This is a genomic window from Streptomyces sp. NPDC092296 (assembly GCF_044755465.1).
Taxonomy (GTDB): Bacteria; Actinomycetota; Actinomycetes; order Streptomycetales; family Streptomycetaceae; genus Peterkaempfera.
Genome location: NZ_JBIVRB010000003.1, coordinates 495468 through 513635 on the forward strand (window position 1 = coordinate 495468; position 18168 = coordinate 513635).

An 18168-nucleotide genomic window follows, 5' to 3' on the forward strand; every position below is an offset into this window, starting at 1 on the left:
GCTGGGCCCCGTGCGCTGGGCCCCGTGCACTGGGGCGCGGCGACCTGGCAGGGTGGGCCTGGCCGCCGCCGAGGGAAGGACGCCGTTGACCGCCGCCATGCCGCACCTCCTGCTCGCACCCGACAAGTTCAAGGGCTCGCTCACCGCCGTCGAGGTGGCCGCACACCTCGCCGCCGGCCTCAGGCGCGCCGACCCGGGCCTCGCGATGACCCCGCTGCCGGTCGCGGACGGCGGCGACGGCACGGTAGACGCGGCGGTCGCGGCCGGGTTCGAGCGCCGGGCGGTGACCGTCGCCGGGCCGCTGGGCGACCCGGTGGCGGCCGGGTTCGCGGTGCACGGCGACACGGCGGTGGTCGAGCTGGCCGAGGCGTCCGGACTGCGCCGGCTCCCCGGCGGGCGCCCGGCACCGCTGCGCACCGGGACGTACGGCACCGGCGAGCTGATCCGGGCGGCGCTGGACGCCGGGGCGCGCCGGATCGTGCTGGGCGTCGGCGGCAGCGCCTCCACGGACGGCGGCACCGGGATGCTCGCGGCGCTGGGCGCCCGCTTCCTGGACGGCGCGGGAGCGCCGCTGCCGCCGGGCGGCGGAGCGCTGGGGCGGCTGGACCGGGTGGAGCTGGGCGGTCTAGACCGGCGGCTGGGCGGGGTGCAGGTGGTCCTCGCCTCCGATGTCGACAATCCGTTGCTGGGTGCCCTGGGCGCGGCGGCCGTGTACGGGCCGCAGAAGGGCGCCGACCCGGACGCGGTGGCCCGACTGGACGCCGGGCTGGCCCGGCTGGCGGCCGTGCTGGACCGGGCCGCCGGTCCGGGCGCCGGGACCGCCGGGGCCGCCGAGTGGCCCGGGGCGGGGGCGGCGGGCGGGGCGGGGTACGGCGCGCTGGCGGTGCTCGGGGCGGTCCGCCGGCCCGGTATCGAGGTGCTGCTTGAGGTGCTCGGCTTCGAGCGGGCCCTGCGGCGGGCCACCCTGGTCGTCACCGGGGAGGGGTCGCTGGACGCCCAGACCCTGCACGGCAAGGCTCCGCTGGGGGTGGCCGCCGCAGCCGCCCGCCGGGGCGTACCGGCGGTCGCCGTCTGCGGGCGGCTCGGGCTCACCGCCGCGCAGCTGGAGCGGGCGGGCTTCCGGCGCGCGTACGCCCTGACCGCGCTGCAACCCGACCCGGACCGCTGCCTGACCGAGGCCGGGCCGCTGCTGGAGCGGATCGGCGCCCGCCTGGCCCGCGACCTGCCCGCACACTGAGCCCGGCCGGCGCGTACGGGTGCGGTGTGAGTGGGTCGCGGTACGGAGAGTGCGGCTGAGACGGACGCGTACTGCCGGGCCTTGCCACGCTGCGATCCGGGTAGGCAACCACATCGTCACAGGGGAGATGCTCACGCATGAATACGTCACCGTCGCCGGCTGGAGCGGAGCGGACTGACGGGTCGTCCGTCCGGATCGGCGCTCTCGTTCCGCTGACTCGGCCCGGCTGGGTCGAGGCGGGCCGGCACTTGCTGGCCGGGCTCGACCTGGGCGTCCGTGAAGTCAATGACGCTGGCGGGATCGTCGGAAGACCACTGGAGCTGGTGGTCCGAGACACCGCGGCTGATCCGCAGCGGGCCGTGGCGGCCGTGGATGAACTGGCTCGCCTGGGCGTGGCCGCCTTGGCGGGGGAGTACCACAGCGTCGTCGCTCGCGCCGCTGCCGCCAGGGCCGACGCCCTCGGGCTGCCGTTTCTCTGTTCGTCAGCGGTTCTCGACGCGCTTACCGAACAGCCGACGCAGTGGGTCGCGCGCCTCGCCCCGACGCAGTCCCACGGCTGGCGGATCTTCGCGGACTTCCTCCTCGGCGCGGGCCACAGTCGCATCGCCGTGGCAGCCGAGCCGAGTGTCTACTGGGCATCCGGGGTCCGCATTCTGCGGGACTGCCTCGCGCCACACGGCGGCACCGTCATCGAACTCGGCGTGCGCGCGCTCGGCCCCACGGCCGTATGCGATGAACTCGTCGGCAATCGCGCGACGGCCCTCCTTCTGCTGGTCGGCCACCCGGAGCCGGCAGTGTCGATCGTCAAGTCCGTCCGCCGCGACCAGCGCCTCGCCGGGATCACGATCGGTGCTCCGGCCGGGCAACCGGAGTTCGCCGAATGGGCGACGTTGCTGGGTGACGACAGCGCCGCGATCCCGTTCCTGCGCTACCTGCCCGAGCGCCTCAGCCCACTCGGTACACGAGTCGAGGCGGTCCTCCGCGAGCGGCTGGCCGAAGCGCCCTCCTTCGTCGCCTTCGAGGGCTATGACACGGTCGCCGTGCTCGCGGAGGTGCTGCGTTCTCACGGCGGCTCTCATCGCGCGGACCGGGCGCGCACCGCCGAATCCTGGCCGCGCGTCGCAGTCGAAGGCACCCGGGGGCAGATCCGGTTCTCCCGTGCGCCGGGCATCAGCGTCTGGCAGTGGGATTGGCCGCCGATCCAGGTCGCTGATCGAGATCCGGCGCAACCCGATCGCTTGCGGACCCTTCACGTCGGCTGAGAGCCGGGCGATATCCGCGTCCCCGATCCCGTGGCCTTCGGCGCGGGGCCGGGCGACGGCGGCTCCGGGGGCGCGTCGGGCGCGGTCGGGGCGTGCGTGCCCGCCGCACTCCCGGCCTGTGGCGCTTTGCGCCCGCGCGGTCCGCCCCGCCTGCGCTCTCCAGTACCTCACGGCGTGTCAGGATCGGTTGCACACCGCGCGGGAGCGGTGCTAGCAATTGTTGGCAGCCGGCAATTGTTGTACGGGCCACCGCCAAGGGACCGCCATCCATGCAGCTCACCTTCCTCGGGACCACCTCCGCCGACGGCAACTGCCCCACCCTGTACGCCACCGACCGCGGCACCCTGGTGGTCCAGGGCTACCGGATCACCGATCCGGGTGCGGTCGCCCAGCTTCAGGACCTGCTGCCGGGGGAGACCGCCGTGGAGATCCCCCGGGAGCTGCTGGCGTTCGCACCCGGCGGGGCGGGGCGCGGGTAGCGCCCGCGTGCCGGGCCGGCACACCGGTCGGCCGGCAGTGAGGAGCGTCGCCATGACGGACTTCCAACGGGAGCGCGAAGCGCTCGGCGGCTGGCTGCACCAGCTGCGCCGCGACGCCGGGCTCAACGGCAAGGAACTGGCCGAGCGGCTCGGCTGGGCCGCCTCCAAGGTGTCCCGGATCGAACACGGCCGGCAGACGCCGACCGAGGCCGACATCGCCGCCTGGGCGGCGGCGGTCGGTGACCCGGCGGTCGCGGCCGACCTCGCCGCCCGGCTACAGGCGCTGGACAGCCACTATGTGTCCTGGCGGCGCTCGCTGCGCGCCGGGCACGCCCCCCGGCAGCGGGTGGCGGTCGAGCTGGACTCCGGCACCCAGCGGCTGCGCGCCTTCGAGCCGGGGATGGTGCCCGGCCTGCTCCAGACCGCCGAGTATGCCCGGCACATGTTCGCCCGGCTGCGGGCCCTGCGCGGCACCCCGGACGACGGGGGCGCGGCGGTACGGGTCCGGATGGAGCGTCAGCGGGTGCTGTACGAGCCGGGGCGCGAGTTCCACTTCGTGGTGACGGCGGCGGCGCTGCGCACCCGGATCTGCCCGCCCGAGGTGCACCGGGGGCAGCTGGACCGGCTGCTGGCGGTCGGCTCGCTCGCCAATCTGCGGCTCGGCGTGGTCCCGGACGGCGCGCCGGTGCCGCTGATGCCGCTGCACCCGTTCTGGATCTTCGACGACCGGCTGGTGCAGGTGGAGACCTGGAGCGCCGAACTCAACCTCACCGATCGGCACGAGGTGGCGCTATACGAGCAGGTCTTCGACCGCCACGCGGGCTCGGCGGTCTACGGCACCGCCGCCCGCCGGGTGGTGGCCTCGGTGCTGGCCGAGCTGTCCGGGCCGCCCGCCCTGCCGCAGCAGTTGCCGCGCTCGGCGGCGGCCGGGCCCGACGCGGCGGCCGGCCCCGACATGGTGACCGGCCCCGACATGGTGACCGGCCCCGACGCGGCTGCGCCGGAGGTCGGCGGGGCGGCGGCGGTCGCAGTCGTGGCAGAGGATTCGCAATAGTCAGCAATCGCTGACGACGTCTCGGCGCAACGGTCCTACCCTTCGAGCATGGCGGGACGGACATCGGGAGCCGGCAGCAGCGTCGGCTGGCTGCTCCGCGCCGCACCGGTACCGGGGCTGGCCCTCACCCAGTGGGACGGCAGCCCGGACGGCGCGGCCGAACTGGCGGTCGGCCTGGCCTGGGACGTGGTGCACACCCGGATCATGCTGGGCCTGGAGGCGCTGGACATCCTCCGCTACGGCGGCGCGGTCGGCCCGGCGCTGGTCTGCGTACCGGAGGCCCTGGTCAGCGTGCTGGTGCCGGTGGGCTCCGCCGAGCGCTGGCCCGGCTTCGGCCCGGCGCCGCTCGGCGTGTCGGCCCTCGGCCCCGGCGGCCGGCTGCGGGTGCCGCTGCCCCGCCAGTCGTACGGGCCGCTGCACTGGCTGATCCCACCGGACGGCAGCGGGCTGCTCACCGACCCCCGGCGGCTGTACCTGGCGCTGCGCAAGGCACGGGTCACCACCATCGGCGCCCGGGTCGGCACCGGCCCGGCCGCCTGACCGGACCGCTGCCGACCGGCCGACGGATCGGACCGTACGGCCAGGCCGAACGTGGCGACGAATCCTGGCCCGTGCTTGCCGAACCGGTTCCGGTCCCGGCCGCGAAGCGGCTGATCAGGCGCCGCCCGTGGCCGTCGGGCGCCCCTGCTCCGAGGCGAGGCCCAGCGCCGCCCGTGCCTGCATCGCCTGCCGGTGGCCCGTGTGCTCATCCGCGAGCGCAAGCTCCTGCTGAAGAGTCCGGTTGTCCCTGGACTGCCGGGCCGCCGTCAGGTGGGGGACGGCGGACCTGAGCTCGGAGACCAGTGCGGTGACCGCCGGTCGTGCGGCGTCGGGCCAGCCGGGCTCGTCCAGCAGTTCGATCTCCGCCTCGATCCCCTTCGCCAGGGTGCCTGCCCACTCACGGTTGATGGCGGGGTTCTCAGCGGCGGTCAGCTCGGGCTGGGCGTCCCACGCGTCGTCGGCCGGCTTCGCCGCTTTCAGATAGCGCAGCTGGGCGGCCGTCAGATTGGTCGCGTCCCGGCGCAGGGTGCCCGTCCAACCGGCGCCCCCGTCGCGGAAGAAGCAGGTCGCGTTCCGGTGCTTGACGTTGGCCAGGGAATGACCCCGTGGGTAGAAGTAGCCGAGGCTCACCGAGTCCGGGATCGCCCAACTGTCCATCGCATAGCCCTCGATGAGCGAGGTACAGACCTTGTCGGCCCGCTCCGTGACGTCCGACTCGTTGCCGAAGAAGGCAGCACCCAGGTCCGCGGAGGCGAACACCTCGCCCTGGTGCGGCTGGGAGCACGGCACCACCGCCACCTCGCTGACCGTCCGGATCTGCTGCGGCAGTCGAGCCATGCAGTCACCGGCCTTGAGGTCGAAGACCCCGACGGTCCCGGCGCCCTTACTGTCCGACTTCCCGGCGAAGGGCCCGAGCACCGACGTCCCGCCGACGGCCCAGACCAGGCACATCACCAGGCCCGCGACAGCGAGCCAGCGGCCCTTCCGCCCCGTCCGCCTGATCCGCACCAGAGCCACGATGCCCAGCAGCACACCCGCCGGCCACAGGAATCCCGTGACCCCGGGTATCAGCGAGGCAATGGCCAGTCGGCTCCACCGAGGAGGGTCGAACGAGTCGTCGTCGACCGGCCCCCGGAGAAAGGACTTGAAGGCCGCCGAATGTTCCCGGTCTGACGCCGCCCCAGGCGCGGAGCCTTCCCCTGTCGCCCCACCCGAGGCCTCCGCCGAGACGGGGACCGCCTCACCGCCCCCACTACTCCGACCTGCGACAGCAGACATGGCTCCCCTACGGTGCGTTCGGCTTCCGCCCGGAAACCTATCGGCCCGACGACGGATGATCCACCGCAAGTGCGCCCGCCTGTTCGAACCACCTCGGCAACTCGAACTCCGGAAGGGTGCTGCGGAGTTCCCGTTGCTGGTGGACGGGCTGGTGTGCGCCAGGACGACGACGCCCGACGGGGAGCCGACGGCGGCGAGGCCCGGGTGGCTGCGGTCGTCCGCCGTCACGGCGCGGAGCAGCATCGTGGGCAGTGGGCTCAGGCAGCGTGGTACGGAGTCAGCACCAGCCGGACCACGTCCTCCAGGCGGCGCCGGGCGTCCCGCAGGGTGGTCCGCCCGGTGACCCAGGCGGTGAGTTCGCCCTGCCAGACGTTGCCCACGATGTGCGGCACCACGTCCTGCACCGAGGGCGGCACATCCGGCATCACCGCCAGCAGCGCCTCCCGGTCGGCGCGCGCCATGCTGTGCAGGGCCTCGCTGGCGAACGGGTCGGTGGAGGCGGAGACCGAGACCAGCAGATGGGCGAGCTGCGGTTGCCGCTGGTACGCCCGCATCCCGTGGTTCACGAAGCGGACCACCCGGTCGGCGACGGCCGCCGGCGCGCGCGGTCCGCGCAGTTCGGCCACGATGTCAGCGAGCAGCAGCCGGTGCCAGTCGGTGATGGCGGCGGCGAGCAGGTGGTCCTTGGAGGAGAAGTAGCGGTACGCCGTCCCCAGAGCCACTCCGGAGCGCTCGCTGACCTGTTTCATCTGCAGTCTCTCGACGCCGATCTCGTTCACCAGTGAGAGGGCGGCCGCGATGAGGTTCCGACGTCGTTCCAGCTGGCGGGGGGACATCGCCTCGACCGGCCGCGGCGACAGGTCAACCTTGGACACAGGGCTCATGATATGCGGGAACGATGCCCCCGCAGTATGCCGCCTGATCAGGCATTTTGGTCGGAGGTGCCGGTGGGCGGCCCGGAGTGGCGCAATCCGGCCGTCGCGGGCCGCCCGGTGCGGACCTCAGCCCAGGCCGCGGCTGTCCTGCTTGAGGGCGGTGTCCACGGTCAGCGCCGAGGCCACGACCATGCTCAGCAGCGGCTCGGGCAGCTGGCGGTGGATCTGCACCACGTAGTTGTCGGCGGTGGTGAACAGCGTCCGGGCCAGGCCCTCGAAGGTCTTGGTGATGCGGGCGACCTCGGTGCCGGTGTGGTCGGTGATGGCGAAGTTCCAGGCGCGCCAGTTCTCGGCCTTGATGGCGCCGATCTGCTGGTCGCCCACCATCAGCGCGAAGTTGATCTTCCCGATCGCGTTCTGCTGGACGATCTCGCCCAGCTGCACGCCGTCGGGCCGGGTGACGATCACCCGAGACTTGATGAACTTCGCGGGCCGGGTGAGCAGCATCACCGGCTGGCCGAGGGTGTCGCGCACCTCCAGCCGGTGGCTCAGGTACTGGTCCCAGCTGGTCAGGAAGCGGATGACCTTGCGCAGCGGGCCCTGGCCGATTTCGGCCACCGAGCCGACCGGGGTCCCGTTCTGGTCGAAGACCGAGTACTCGGCGGCCAGCTCGATCAGCTTGGTCTTCTGGTTCACCACCAGGACCGGCTCGGAGAACAGCGTGCCACCGCCGCCGGCGACCGGGCCCACGCCCGCCTTCTGCTGCACCTGGCGGCGGATGCGGTCCGCGTCGTGGGCGCCGTCGACCGACACCTCCCAGGGCGAGGAGACGTCCTGCGGGGGCTTCTGCGGCGGGACGCCGCCGCCGGCCGGCCCGGCGTGGGTGTGGTCGGTCCACTGGGAGCCGTCCCACCAGCGGAGTCCTGCCGCGCCATGGGGGTCTGGGTACCAGCCGGGGGGAGTGGTTGCCGTCGTCACGCCTGGAGGGTATCCCGAACCTCCGGTGGCTGGGAACGTATGTCCGGCGGCCGGATCGGTGACTGTCCGGTGGTGGGTGCCCGTGCCGTCGGCCTCCGCGCCGCCGGTTCAGCCCCCGGTGCGTCCGGGGCGTTCGCGGATCAGCGCCTCCTGCACGGCGGAGGCGACCAGCGCCCCTTCGCGGTCGTAGAACTCGCCGATGGCCAGCCCGCGCCCGTCCGAGGAGGACGGGCTCCGCTGGGCGAACAGCAGCCACTCGTCGGCCCGGAACGGCCGGTGGAACCACATCGCGTGGTCCAGGGAGGCCAGGGTCAGCCGGGGCGGCTCGGTGCGCCGGAAGCGCGGCGGCTGGAGGTGCATGGCGGTGGTGGAGGCGAGGGTGAGGTCGGAGAGGTACGTCAGGGCGCAGACGTGCAGCAGCGGATCGTCCGCCGGGAGCGGTGCGGCGGCCCGCAGCCAGACGAACTGCTGCGGCATCCCCGGGGCCTCGGCGGGCAGCCCGGGGGAGCCGTCCGGTACGAAGCGCATCTGGAGGGTCCGTACCGCAGCCGACTGCGCATAGCCCTCCGGGTCGTGCTCCGCCCAGGCGAGGTAGGGGTCGGGCAGCTCCTCGGGGGCGGGCACGGTCGGCATGGCGCACTGGCGCTCGGCCGCCTTCTCCGGCTCCTTGAAGGACGCCGACAGGGCGAAGATGACCTCCCCGCGCTGTACGGCGCTCACCCGGCGAGTGGTGTACGAGCGGCCGTCGCGCACCCGCTCCACCTGGTAGACGATGGGCCGCCCCGGGTCGCCGGGCCGGACGAAGTAGCCGTGCAGCGAGTGCACCGCCCGGGTGGCGCCGACCGTCCGCCCGGCGGCGGTGAGGGACTGCGCGGCCACCTGGCCGCCGAAGGCCCGCAGCGGCGCACCGGCATGGCAGCGGCCCCGGAACAGGTTCTCGTCTATCTCGTCCAGCCGCAGCAGCTCCGGGAAGGTGCCGCCGACGGCGCCGGCCTCGGCCGGCTCCTCGGTCAGGTCTCTCACCTCGTCATAGTGGCAGACGCGGTGGTCCGCCCGGTGTGACCCGGGTAACTCCGGCGGGCGGCCGGTCCGGACTGCAACCTGTTATCGGTCAGGCGCCGGGCCCGGGGACGACAGCGCCGCGCCGCCGGAGTCCGGCGGCGCGGCGGGTCGGGGCGCCGGTCAGATGTCGCGGAAGATCTCGATCTGCGCGCCGATCGAGTTCAGCCGCTCCGCCAGCTCCTCGTAGCCACGGTTGATCACATAGACGTTGCGCAGCACCGAGGTGCCCTCGGCCGCCATCATCGCCAGCAGCACCACCACCGCCGGCCGCAGCGCGGGCGGGCACATCATCTCCGCCGAGCGCCACCGCGTCGGGCCCTCGACCAGCACCCGGTGCGGGTCCAGCAGCTTGACGGCCGCGCCGAGCCGGGTCAGCTCGGTGAGGTAGATGGCCCGGTTGTCGTACACCCAGTCGTGGATCAGCGTGGAGCCCTGCGCGGTCGCGGCGATGGCGGCGAAGAACGGCACGTTGTCGATGTTCAGGCCGGGGAACGGCATCGGGTGGATCTTGTCGATGGGGGAGCGCAGCTTGGACGGGAGCACCGTCAGGTCCACCAGCCGGGTACGGCCGTTGTCGGCCATGTACTCGCTGCCCCGCTCGTGGTCCAGCCCCATCTCCTCCAGCACCGCGAGCTCGATCTCCAGGAACTCGATCGGCACCCGGCGGATCGTCAGCTCGGAGGAGGTGACCACGGCGGCGGCCAGCAGGCTCATCGCCTCGACCGGGTCCTCGGACGGCCAGTAGTCCACGTCGCGGTCGATCTCCGGCACGCCGTGCACGGTCAGCGTGGTGCTGCCGATGCCCTCGACCCGGACGCCGAGCTGCTCCAGGAAGAAGCAGAGGTCCTGCACCATGTAGTTGGAGCTGGCGTTGCGGATCACCGTCACCCCGTCGTGGCGGGCGGCCGCCAGCAGGGCGTTCTCGGTGACCGTGTCCCCGCGCTCGGTCAGCACGATGGGGCGGTCCGGGGACACCGAGCGGTCGACCTCGGCGTGGTAGACGCCGCCGGTGGCGGTGATCTCCAGGCCGAAGTGGCGCAGCGCGCTCATGTGCGGCTGCACGGTGCGGGTGCCCAGGTCGCAGCCGCCCGCGTACGGGAGGCGGAACCGGTCGGCGCGGTGCATCAGCGGGCCGAGGAACATGATGACGCTGCGCGTCCGGCGGGCCGCCTCGCCGTCCATCTCGCCCAGCCGCAGCCGGTCCGGCGGGTCGATCTCCAGGTCGCGGCCGTCGTTGATCCAGCGGGTGCGCACGCCGATGCTGGCCAGCACCTCGAGGATGCGGTAGACCTCCTCGATTCGGGCAACCCGGCGCAGGGTGGTGCGCCCGGAGTTGAGGAGCGAGGCGCAGAGCAGGGCCACGCAGGCGTTCTTGCTGGTCTTGACGTCGATACTGCCCGAGAGGCGTCGGCCGCCGACCACCCGCAGGTGCATCGGACCGGCGTAACCCAGTGAGACGATCTCGCTGTCCAGGGCCTCGCCGATGCGGGCGATCATATCAAGGCTGATGTTCTGTCCGCCGCGCTCGATGCGGTTGACGGCGCTCTGGCTGGTGGCCAGCGCCTCCGCAAGTTGCAGCTGCGTCCAGCCCCGGTGCTTGCGGGCGTCCCGGATGAGCCTGCCGATACGCGCGAGGTAGTCATCTGTCACAGGGGTACCGTATCTCACATCTGAGATGACCGACTCGGCGGCGTCCGGGTCGGAACAGATGGCGAAAAGCGGTGTCCTCACCCGAGCGCATACCCAGGTTCACCGGCATATGCCCGCCGATCGGTGGAAGGCTCCTCTGCGGCCGCGGTTCCCCCGAGCGCGGCCGACGCGGTCCCGGTGCGAGCGGGGCGAGCCCCCTGACCGTCGGGACCGCGTTCGGAGGGGCGGGGTCCGCGCCGCTCCACCGCACGTCAGCGGCGTTGTCAGTGGGGGCCCCTACGGTCATCGACATGACGCAAGCCGTTCAGGCGTACGCCTACCTCCGCCCGTCCGCAGTCCGCCGCGATGCCACCGGCAGCAGCCTCGCCCTGGAGACCTCCGGCGGCACCACGCCTGCGGGCGCAGCCGCCCATCCGAGCTTCTTCAGCGGCTTCCTGACCAGGCCCGAGGCGGCCGCCGCCGCCCTGCTCGCGGTGGCGGACGTGGCCGCCGCCCGGTACTACCAGCGGCTGCTGGCGGCCTCGCTCGACCCGGTGGTGACCGGCAACGGCGACCGGCTGCGCTTCGAGTCCTTCTCCGGCTGCTGCGGCGTCTACGCTCGGCTGGACGTGCTCGCCGACGGCCTGGACGGCGACGACATCGGCCACGGCACCACCAACGTGGACGTCAACAACCCGCTGCGCGAGGCGCTGGCCCGGATCGGCTCCACCGACCCGCTGCACCTCCAGGTCGGACCGGACGAGCTGACCGTGACCACCTTCGACGGGCCGGTGGTCGAGAAGAAGGTGCCGCTGCCCGACCGCTGGCTGCGCGGCTTCGCCGAGACCCAGGTCATCGCCGCCGCCTTCGACCTGCGGGCCGAGCTGAGCGCCGCCGAGGCGGTGCGCTTCCTGCGCTCGCTGCCGCGCGGCGGTGGCGGCGCCGCGCGTGCCGCCCAGTGGGTGGTGCCGTCGGGCCGCACCTTGCGGCCCACCACCCGGCCGGTGCCCGGCGCGGTCTGCCTGCCCGGCCCGGAGCGGCTGGCCGCCCTGCACCGGGTGCTGCGGCACGCCGTGGCCCTGCGGGTGTACGGGCCACCGGTCACCGCCGGGAGCGCGCCGACGGCCGCGGCCTGGGAGGTGGAGCTGCCCGGCATGCGGCTCACCCTCACCCTCTCCCCGGAAGCCTCGCGCGGCTTCTCCGGCGAGGGCGCGGTGCTGGACGCGCTGGCCACCGACGAAGCGGCCGAGGACGCCGAGCTGGTCTCGGTGCTGCTGGCCTGGGAGCCCAGGGTCGACCTGGCCGACCTGGCCGCGCAGGCCGGGCTGAGCCCCGAGCGGGTACGGGCCGCGCTGACCCTGCTCGGCACGGCCGGGCGGATCGGCTACGACACCGCCGAGGCCGGGTACTTCCACCGCGAGCTGCCGTACGACGCCGGGCGGGCCGAGCGCCACAACCCCCGGCTGCGCGGGGCCCGCGCCCTGCTGGCGGCCGGCGCGGTCCGGCTGGACGACGGCACGCTGGCCACCGTCACCGTCGACGACCACACACACCGGGTCCGCTCCGAGGGCGGTCGGCTCAGCTGCACCTGCCTGTGGTGGGCCAAGTACCGGGGCGGTCGCGGGCCCTGCAAGCACGCCCTCGCCGTCCGCATCCTGCGCCGCACCGCCGTCGCCGCTACGGCCGCCACCACCACGGCCGCCACCACCACGGCCGCCGCCCGAGGAGGGGTCCGATGACCACGCCGCTCACCCAGTCCCCGGCCCTCTCGTCCCGGGCGCCCCTGCCGCCGACCGTCCAGCCCCCGGCCGAACCGCCGGCCGGCGGTTCCGGCGGTGCCCTCGGCCGGGTGCGGGCGGTGGTCGCCGGAGCCGTCGCGCGCCTCGCCGGCCGGGACGGGGACGCGGAGCAGGGCGCTGCCCCGCAGGCTGCCGAGACCCCGCAGGAGCGTCTGATCGCCGCCGTCCGGGCGGGCCGCAGGGCCGCAGTGGTCGCAGTGCTTCCGAAGCTGGGGCCGACCGAGCGCCGTGCCTGCCTGCCGCTGCTCAAGGAGGAGCGCCGGGAGCTGCGCGCCGACTGGAGCCGGGACGGCGGCCGCCGCTCCGCCCTGCTGATCGCCGGGGCGGGCTGCAACACCGGGGCCGCCGCTGCCGCCCAGTGGATCGCCGGCAGCATCCGGGACGGCTGGTCGGACTCGGACGCCCCCGCCCTGCTCGCGGTCCTCGCCACCCGCGAGCCCGAGTGGCAGGCGACCGTCGCCCAGCGGCTCGCCGCCCGCCGCGAAGCCGCCTGGGGCTGGGGTGAGTATCCGTTCGTGGAACACCTGCTGCGGCTCACCGACAGTCCCGTCCCCACCGATGACGCCTTCGTCATCCGCTGGGTCCGCCAGCGGGCCTGGCAGCCCGGCCGCCAAGGCCGCCCGGCGCCCTGGACCCCGCAGCTGCCCGGCGGCCGTTCCCTCCTCGACCGGCTGCGGGCCGACAGCTATCTGCCGGTGCTGGTCCCCCGGCTCTTCGAGATCCCCGACATCGGCATCGAGCTGGACTCCGCCGGGCGGCCCGGCGACGCGCCGTACGGCTGGAGCGGCGCCCTCGCGCTGCTCGCCGCCGAAGGGGTGCTCGACCGGGAGCAGCTCATCGACAGTTGCCTCTCCCGGCTGCTGCGCGGCGGCCGCCCCGCCGATCTGCGCGGCTTCCTCGGCATCCTGGCGGCCCTCGACCCCACGCCGGAGGAGCGGGCCGCCCGTGCCCAGACCTACGTCCGGCTGCTGCCCGACGCTCACTCCACGGTGGCCGGCCACGCGCAGCAGGTCCTGATCGAGCTGGACGACTCCGGCCGCCTCAGCGCCGAGCAGTTGGCCGAGGCATCCCGGGCCGCCCTCTTCCGCAGTGAGAAGAAGCTGGTCCGGGCCCAGCTCTCCTGGCTCGACCAGGCAGCCCGCCGCGACCAGGACCGGGCGGCCGTCGCGGTGCTCGCCGCCGCCGATGTCTTCGGCCACGAGGACACCGCCGTGCAGGAGCGCGCCCTCAACCTGGTCGCCCGCCATCTGAAGCGGGCCGGTGACGGCGTGCTGCCCGAGCTGCGCGCCGCCGCCGAGGCACTCGCCCCGGTGCACCACACCCGCGCCGCCGAACTGCTCGGCGCCGCCCCCGCCCCCGCCGACGAGCCCGCCGACCTGCTGCCGCCCGCGCCCGAGCCGCAGCCGCTGGCAGCGCCGCTGCGCACCCCGGCCGAGGTGGCCGAGGAGGTCAGCGCGATCCTCGCCGCCGAGGCCGGGGTGGCCGACTTCGAACGTGCCCTGGACGGCCTGGTCCGCCACGCCCACCAGGACCGGGGGGCGCTGGCCGACGCGCTGGAGCCCGTGTTGCGGGACCGGCAGTGGCTGGCCTGGAACCAGTGGGACGAGTGCACACCGCGGACCATCGGCTATGTCGCGGACGTGGTGACGGGCCGGACCAGCGCCGCCGAGATCCGCGCCGACCGCAACAGCAAGGAGTCGCCGCTCGGCGGTCCGTACCGCACCGTCTTCGGGCGGGTGCTGGCCGCCCGGCTGCTGGAGGCCGCCTGGCAGGTGGTCACCGCACCGCCGCCGTTTCTGCTGGCCACCCCGACCGACAGCACCGGCGGGCTCGACCCGGCCGAGCTGGTCCGGCGGCTCCGTGAGTACGGGCGGCTGGGTGTCACCCCCGGTGACCACGACCTCGCCCAGGCCCTGCTGCGGGTGGGCCGTACCGCCGCGCCGGAGACCGTGGCCGCCGCCGACGCCCTCGGCACCCGCGCCGGGCAGCGGCTCGCCGCCTGGCTGCGGGCCGGCGGCGCCGCCGACCCGGCCGCCGTCCGGCTGCCGCCGCTGGCGGCCGACCCCGTCGACCCCGCCGACCCTGCCCACTCCGCCGGCCGTTCGGCCAAGCGGCTCTCTGCCTATGAGATCGAGGTCCGCCGACTCGCGGCCCGCCGCGTCCAGTTGGGGCTGGCGGAGACCAGCACGCCGGTCCGGCTGGGTGCGCCGTTCGACGCCCTGCTCGCCGGGGTCGACCCGCTGGGCACCGAGCGCGGCGGCTGGGGCTGGTCCAGCGCACCCGCGCACTGGGCGGCCATGCTGCCGCACCACCGCGAGCTGGTGGCGGCCCGCTGTCAGCGCCGCCTGGCCGCCGTCGCGGTCGAGGACGACCGTGGCATCCCCGGCCTGCTGCCGCTGCTGGCCGAGTCGGGTGGCCCGGCCGGTGAACAGCTGCACCTGGGCGTGGCCTACGGGCTGGGCGCCCGCCATGCGGAGGACCGCGCGGCGGCGGTGGACGCGCTGCTGGTGCTGGCGGCGCGCGGCGACCTGCGGAGCGAACTGCTGGGCGGGTGGCTGGCCGAGCTGGTCCGGCTCGGCGGGGTGAAGCCCAACCGGCTGGCCGAGTCGGTCCGCGACGCGGCCCGCACCGGCGCGTACGGGACCGTCTGGTCGGTGCTCGCCGCAGCGCTGCCCGGCCTGCTCACCGGCGAGCCGATACGCGGCACCGCCGACCTGCTGGCCGTCGCCGGGGACTGCGTCCGCCGCAGCGGAGCCCGTGGCGTGGTGCCGGAGGTGTCGGCCGCCGCCGCCCGCCCCGGCTCCGGCCGCCTGCCGAAGGAGGCCCGGCTGCTACGCGACGCCCTCGGCGGCCACTGACCCGGCCGACCGTTCCGACAGAGCGTCAGCCGTCCGACAGGGCGTCAGCGCAGCTCACCGTGCCCGTGAGGCCGAGCGAGGCATGGCCGCGACAAAAGATCCACGGGACGGACCGTAGCTGACAGTCACCCAAACGAGGTAACGTGCCGCGACCGCATTGACGTCCCCGAGGGGAATCGAAATGGCTGCCGCCATGCCCAAGCGTGACAGCGCTCTGCCGCTCCGGGACCGCCCCGGAACGGACGCCGAAGCGGCGGAGCGCAGTTCCTGGACCGCCTGGGCATGGTGGCCGCACCTGGCACTCGCCGCCGCGATCATGGTGCCGTTCACGATCCTCACCCTCGCCCGCTACCAGCGCTTCGCGGACCCCTCCTGGGACCTCGGCATCTTCGTCCAGGTCGCCCGGGGCTGGGCGGGCTGGCACCCGCCCGTGGTCGACATCAAGGGCGACGGCTACCAGATACTCGGTGACCACTGGTCACCGATCCTCGCCGTCACCGGACCGCTGTGGCGGCTGTGGCCGTCGCCCGCGATGCTGCTGGTGCTCCAGGCCGGGCTGCTCTCCTGGTCGGTCGGCATCGTCTCCGAGACCGCCGCCCGCTTCCTCGGGCGCACCCGGGGCCTGCTGGTCGGTGCCGCGTACGGCCTCTCCTGGGGCATCCAGCGGGCGCTGGACGTGGAGTTCCACGAGATCAGCTTCGCAGTGCCGTTCATGGCCCTGGTCGCCCGTCAGCTGCTGCTGCGCCGCTGGGAGAGCGCGGTCTGGTGGGCGCTGCCCGTACTGCTGGTCAAGGAGGACCTGGGCCTGACGGTGGCGGCGGTCGGCGTCGTACTACTGATCAAGCGCAGATGGGGCTTCGGCCCGCTGCTGATCGTGGTCGGCCTGGCCTGGACGGCCTGTGCGCTGTGGTGGTGGATTCCGCACTTCAACACGGGCGGCGCCTTCGACTACTGGACGAAGCTGCCGGGCCATCGCGGCAGCCCGCCCGACTGGAAGGACTACGCCTTCTCGCTGGTGACCCGGCACACGGTCTGGACCACCGTCGGCTGGCTGCTGGGCATGACGGCCTTCCTGGCGCTGCGCTCTCCGCTGATCGTGCTGGTGATACCCACCCTGGGCTGGCGGTTCGTCTCCGACAACGCCATGTACTGGGGCCGCGAGTGGCACTACTCCGCCGTCCTGATGCCGGTGCTGTTCCTCGCCGCCGTCGACGGCCTGAGCCGCTGCGACCTCTCCGCGCGGCCGTGGATGCGGGCGGCGGCCCGCAACGGCGTCACCGCCATGGTCGCGATAGCCGCCGCCTGCACCGTCGCTGCACCACTGCCCGTCGCGGACCTGGTGGACCCGGCGACCTACCGGGGCGGCCCGCACGCGGCGGCGCTGCGAGGCGCACTGCGGGTGATCCCGGACGGCGCGACGGTGGAGGCGGCCAGCGCGCCGCTGGCCCGCCTCGCCGCCCGCTGCCACGTCTACTGGGTCGGCGGCAGCACCCGCACCCCACCGCAGTACATCGTCATCGAAGCCGGCGACGGCAACCCCGTCGACGGCCCCGCCTACGGCGCCGCCTGGCACCCGACGGCCACCTACCGGACCATCTTCCAGCAGGAGCTGGTCACCGTCATCCAGCTGGTGCAGTAGCCCTGACGGCAGTGTCCGGGGGCGGAGTCGCTGCCGGTGCCGGGTGTCAGTGCCACGGCGCCGGCCCGGTCCGCGATGCCCAACGGGCCAGCGCATCATGGTCGAACAGGCCGATTCCCACCTGCCGGGCGTAGTCCGCAGCCGGCCGCGTGAACCGCGACGTGGTCACCGCCGCGACCAGCTGCGCCCCGTGGATCTGCCGCGCCGTGCCACCGACCTTCTGCAATTCCGGTGACCCCACCTTGTTGGCGGGCCCGTACCGCTTCGCCTGGATCACCATCCGCTGACCGCTCGGCGTCACCGCGATGACGTCCGCGCCGAGGTCGCCGGCACCGCCGACGACTCGGACATCGGTGCAGCCGTCCCGCCGGCACAGGTACGCGAGGGCGTGCTCGAACTCTCGCGGCGTCATGGTCACATAGTGGGCGATGCTCGCCCGCGCGGCCAGCAGCCGACCGTGCTGCCGCCGGGCCTGGACCTTCCGCCGGACCACCAGGGCGACCGCCGCCGCCGCGACGAGTACCGCGACGACGACCAGCACCGGGTGGTCAGCGAGGAACTTGAAAACGGCAAGGACGACCACCAGCGCGAGGAACCCGAGAACCAGCGTGTCGGGCCCGTGATGGCGACGGCGGCGTGCGGCCATGGTTCCCCCCAAGGTCGGTGTGCGGCAACGGCATTGTCGCGCGCTGCGGAGGAACCCGCCGGGAGAGCTGTCGACTCGTTACCTACCGTGGCCGGGGGGCCGGGCCGCCCACCCGGACCGGTGGCCCCGCCGGTTTCCCGGGAAGGCCGAGGTTATTCGGCGCTTTCCCCTCCGTTTGGGGAATTGTGGAACCGGCCCTCCTACTAGGATGTGGGCACTTCTATTTGCGGGTGAATTTTCAGGAATTCCGGCCGCCGTGGCGGCGTTTGGCCAGGTCAGTCGGCTGATGGCTGAGGAGTCACCCTGAAATATCTGACGATGGCTGGATTATGCCTTCGGCATGGTCCGGTGTACGTAATCTAATGTTCGCACAGCCGTAATCCACGGAAAGGAATGCCATGAGGAAAGCCAGGGTACTCGGGGCAGGATTACTGACGCTCGCCGCCACCGGCGCGCTCGTCACGGGCACCTCCACGGCAGCGAGCGCTGCCGACACGTGCCCGTACCCGTACGTCTGCATCATGATCAACGGCACCATCAAGGGCCAGTTCAAGGAGGTGACGACCGGCTACCAGGACCTGCCGTCCAGGCCGACCGGAACGTCCTCCTCGCCCGTGGTCGTCGTCAACACCCGGAACGACGACACGGCGACGATCCACTTCACGAGCGGCAGTACGACGTGTATCGCGCCTAACAAGAGCTTCAGCGTCACGGGGGGCACGCTGGACGGGATACGTATCTCCAGCTCGTCCACCTGCTGATCCGGCCTGCCCCCACCGCCGTCGCGGCGGGGGCATTCCCGGATTGCGGGACCAGCACGCCCGGCGGCCCG

15 protein-coding genes are annotated in these 18168 nt (G+C 73.8%); 9 read left to right on the forward strand and 6 right to left on the reverse strand.

What is annotated here, in order from left to right:
• Positions 1-97: 97 nt before the first annotated feature.
• The 5 genes from ACIQGZ_RS12600 to ACIQGZ_RS12620 all read left to right on the forward strand — a co-directional run bounded on the left by ACIQGZ_RS12600 (position 98) and on the right by ACIQGZ_RS12620 (position 4572).
• Positions 98-1237 (forward strand): glycerate kinase, encoded by a 1140-nt coding sequence (locus ACIQGZ_RS12600; protein WP_402601479.1) that lies wholly within the window; start codon positions 98-100, stop codon positions 1235-1237.
• Positions 1238-1374: 137 nt separating this feature from the next.
• Positions 1375-2499 (forward strand): ABC transporter substrate-binding protein, encoded by a 1125-nt coding sequence (locus tag ACIQGZ_RS12605; protein WP_402601313.1) that lies wholly within the window; start codon positions 1375-1377, stop codon positions 2497-2499.
• 269 nt (positions 2500-2768) lie between these two features.
• On the forward strand, positions 2769-2978 hold the full coding sequence (locus ACIQGZ_RS12610) for a hypothetical protein (RefSeq protein ID WP_402601314.1): 210 nt from the start codon (positions 2769-2771) through the stop codon (positions 2976-2978).
• A gap of 52 nt (positions 2979-3030) precedes the next feature.
• A complete protein-coding gene (locus ACIQGZ_RS12615) occupies positions 3031-4032 on the forward strand; it encodes a helix-turn-helix domain-containing protein (RefSeq protein ID WP_402601315.1) in 1002 nt (333 codons plus the stop codon).
• A gap of 48 nt (positions 4033-4080) precedes the next feature.
• Positions 4081-4572, forward strand: coding sequence for a hypothetical protein (locus ACIQGZ_RS12620; RefSeq protein ID WP_402601316.1), 492 nt, complete (start codon positions 4081-4083; stop codon positions 4570-4572).
• Positions 4573-4686: 114 nt separating this feature from the next.
• Here ACIQGZ_RS12620 and ACIQGZ_RS12625 read toward each other — a convergent pair whose 3' ends face one another.
• From ACIQGZ_RS12625 to ACIQGZ_RS12645, 5 genes are all read right to left on the reverse strand, one after another.
• The gene (locus tag ACIQGZ_RS12625) at positions 4687-6093 is read right to left on the reverse strand and encodes a DUF4190 domain-containing protein (RefSeq protein WP_402601318.1); all 1407 of its coding nucleotides are present in this window, start codon (positions 6091-6093) and stop codon (positions 4687-4689) included.
• 14 nt (positions 6094-6107) lie between these two features.
• A complete protein-coding gene (locus tag ACIQGZ_RS12630; RefSeq protein ID WP_402601320.1) occupies positions 6108-6725 on the reverse strand; it encodes a TetR/AcrR family transcriptional regulator in 618 nt (205 codons plus the stop codon).
• A 126-nt stretch (positions 6726-6851) separates the two neighbouring features.
• On the reverse strand, positions 6852-7703 hold the full coding sequence (locus tag ACIQGZ_RS12635) for a phospholipid scramblase-related protein (protein ID WP_402601321.1): 852 nt from the start codon (positions 7701-7703) through the stop codon (positions 6852-6854).
• Between the two features lie 108 nt (positions 7704-7811).
• Positions 7812-8717 carry an acyl-CoA thioesterase gene (locus ACIQGZ_RS12640; RefSeq protein ID WP_402601481.1) on the reverse strand — a complete coding sequence of 302 codons (906 nt, stop codon included), beginning with the start codon at positions 8715-8717 and terminating at the stop codon, positions 7812-7814.
• A 168-nt stretch (positions 8718-8885) separates the two neighbouring features.
• Positions 8886-10415, reverse strand: coding sequence for a helix-turn-helix domain-containing protein (locus ACIQGZ_RS12645; RefSeq protein WP_402601322.1), 1530 nt, complete (start codon positions 10413-10415; stop codon positions 8886-8888).
• Positions 10416-10705: 290 nt separating this feature from the next.
• Here ACIQGZ_RS12645 and ACIQGZ_RS12650 point away from each other — a divergent pair, with 290 nt between their 5' ends.
• The 3 genes from ACIQGZ_RS12650 (at position 10706) to ACIQGZ_RS12660 (ending at position 16690) form a co-directional block, all read left to right on the forward strand.
• Positions 10706-12133, forward strand: a complete 1428-nt coding sequence (locus ACIQGZ_RS12650; protein ID WP_402601323.1) for an SWIM zinc finger family protein — start codon at positions 10706-10708, stop codon at positions 12131-12133.
• The gene (locus ACIQGZ_RS12655) at positions 12130-15051 is read left to right on the forward strand and encodes a DUF6493 family protein (protein WP_402601324.1); all 2922 of its coding nucleotides are present in this window, start codon (positions 12130-12132) and stop codon (positions 15049-15051) included. Before ACIQGZ_RS12650 ends, ACIQGZ_RS12655 begins: the two co-directional genes overlap by 4 nt.
• A gap of 181 nt (positions 15052-15232) precedes the next feature.
• On the forward strand, positions 15233-16690 hold the full coding sequence (locus ACIQGZ_RS12660) for a DUF2079 domain-containing protein (protein ID WP_402601325.1): 1458 nt from the start codon (positions 15233-15235) through the stop codon (positions 16688-16690).
• A gap of 46 nt (positions 16691-16736) precedes the next feature.
• On the opposite strand, the gene ACIQGZ_RS12665 is transcribed toward ACIQGZ_RS12660, so the two are convergent.
• On the reverse strand, positions 16737-17336 hold the full coding sequence (locus ACIQGZ_RS12665) for a restriction endonuclease (protein WP_402601326.1): 600 nt from the start codon (positions 17334-17336) through the stop codon (positions 16737-16739).
• A 398-nt stretch (positions 17337-17734) separates the two neighbouring features.
• On the opposite strand from ACIQGZ_RS12665, the gene ACIQGZ_RS12670 reads away from it, so the two are divergent.
• A complete protein-coding gene (locus tag ACIQGZ_RS12670; RefSeq protein ID WP_402601327.1) occupies positions 17735-18097 on the forward strand; it encodes a hypothetical protein in 363 nt (120 codons plus the stop codon).
• Positions 18098-18168: the final 71 nt, after the last annotated feature.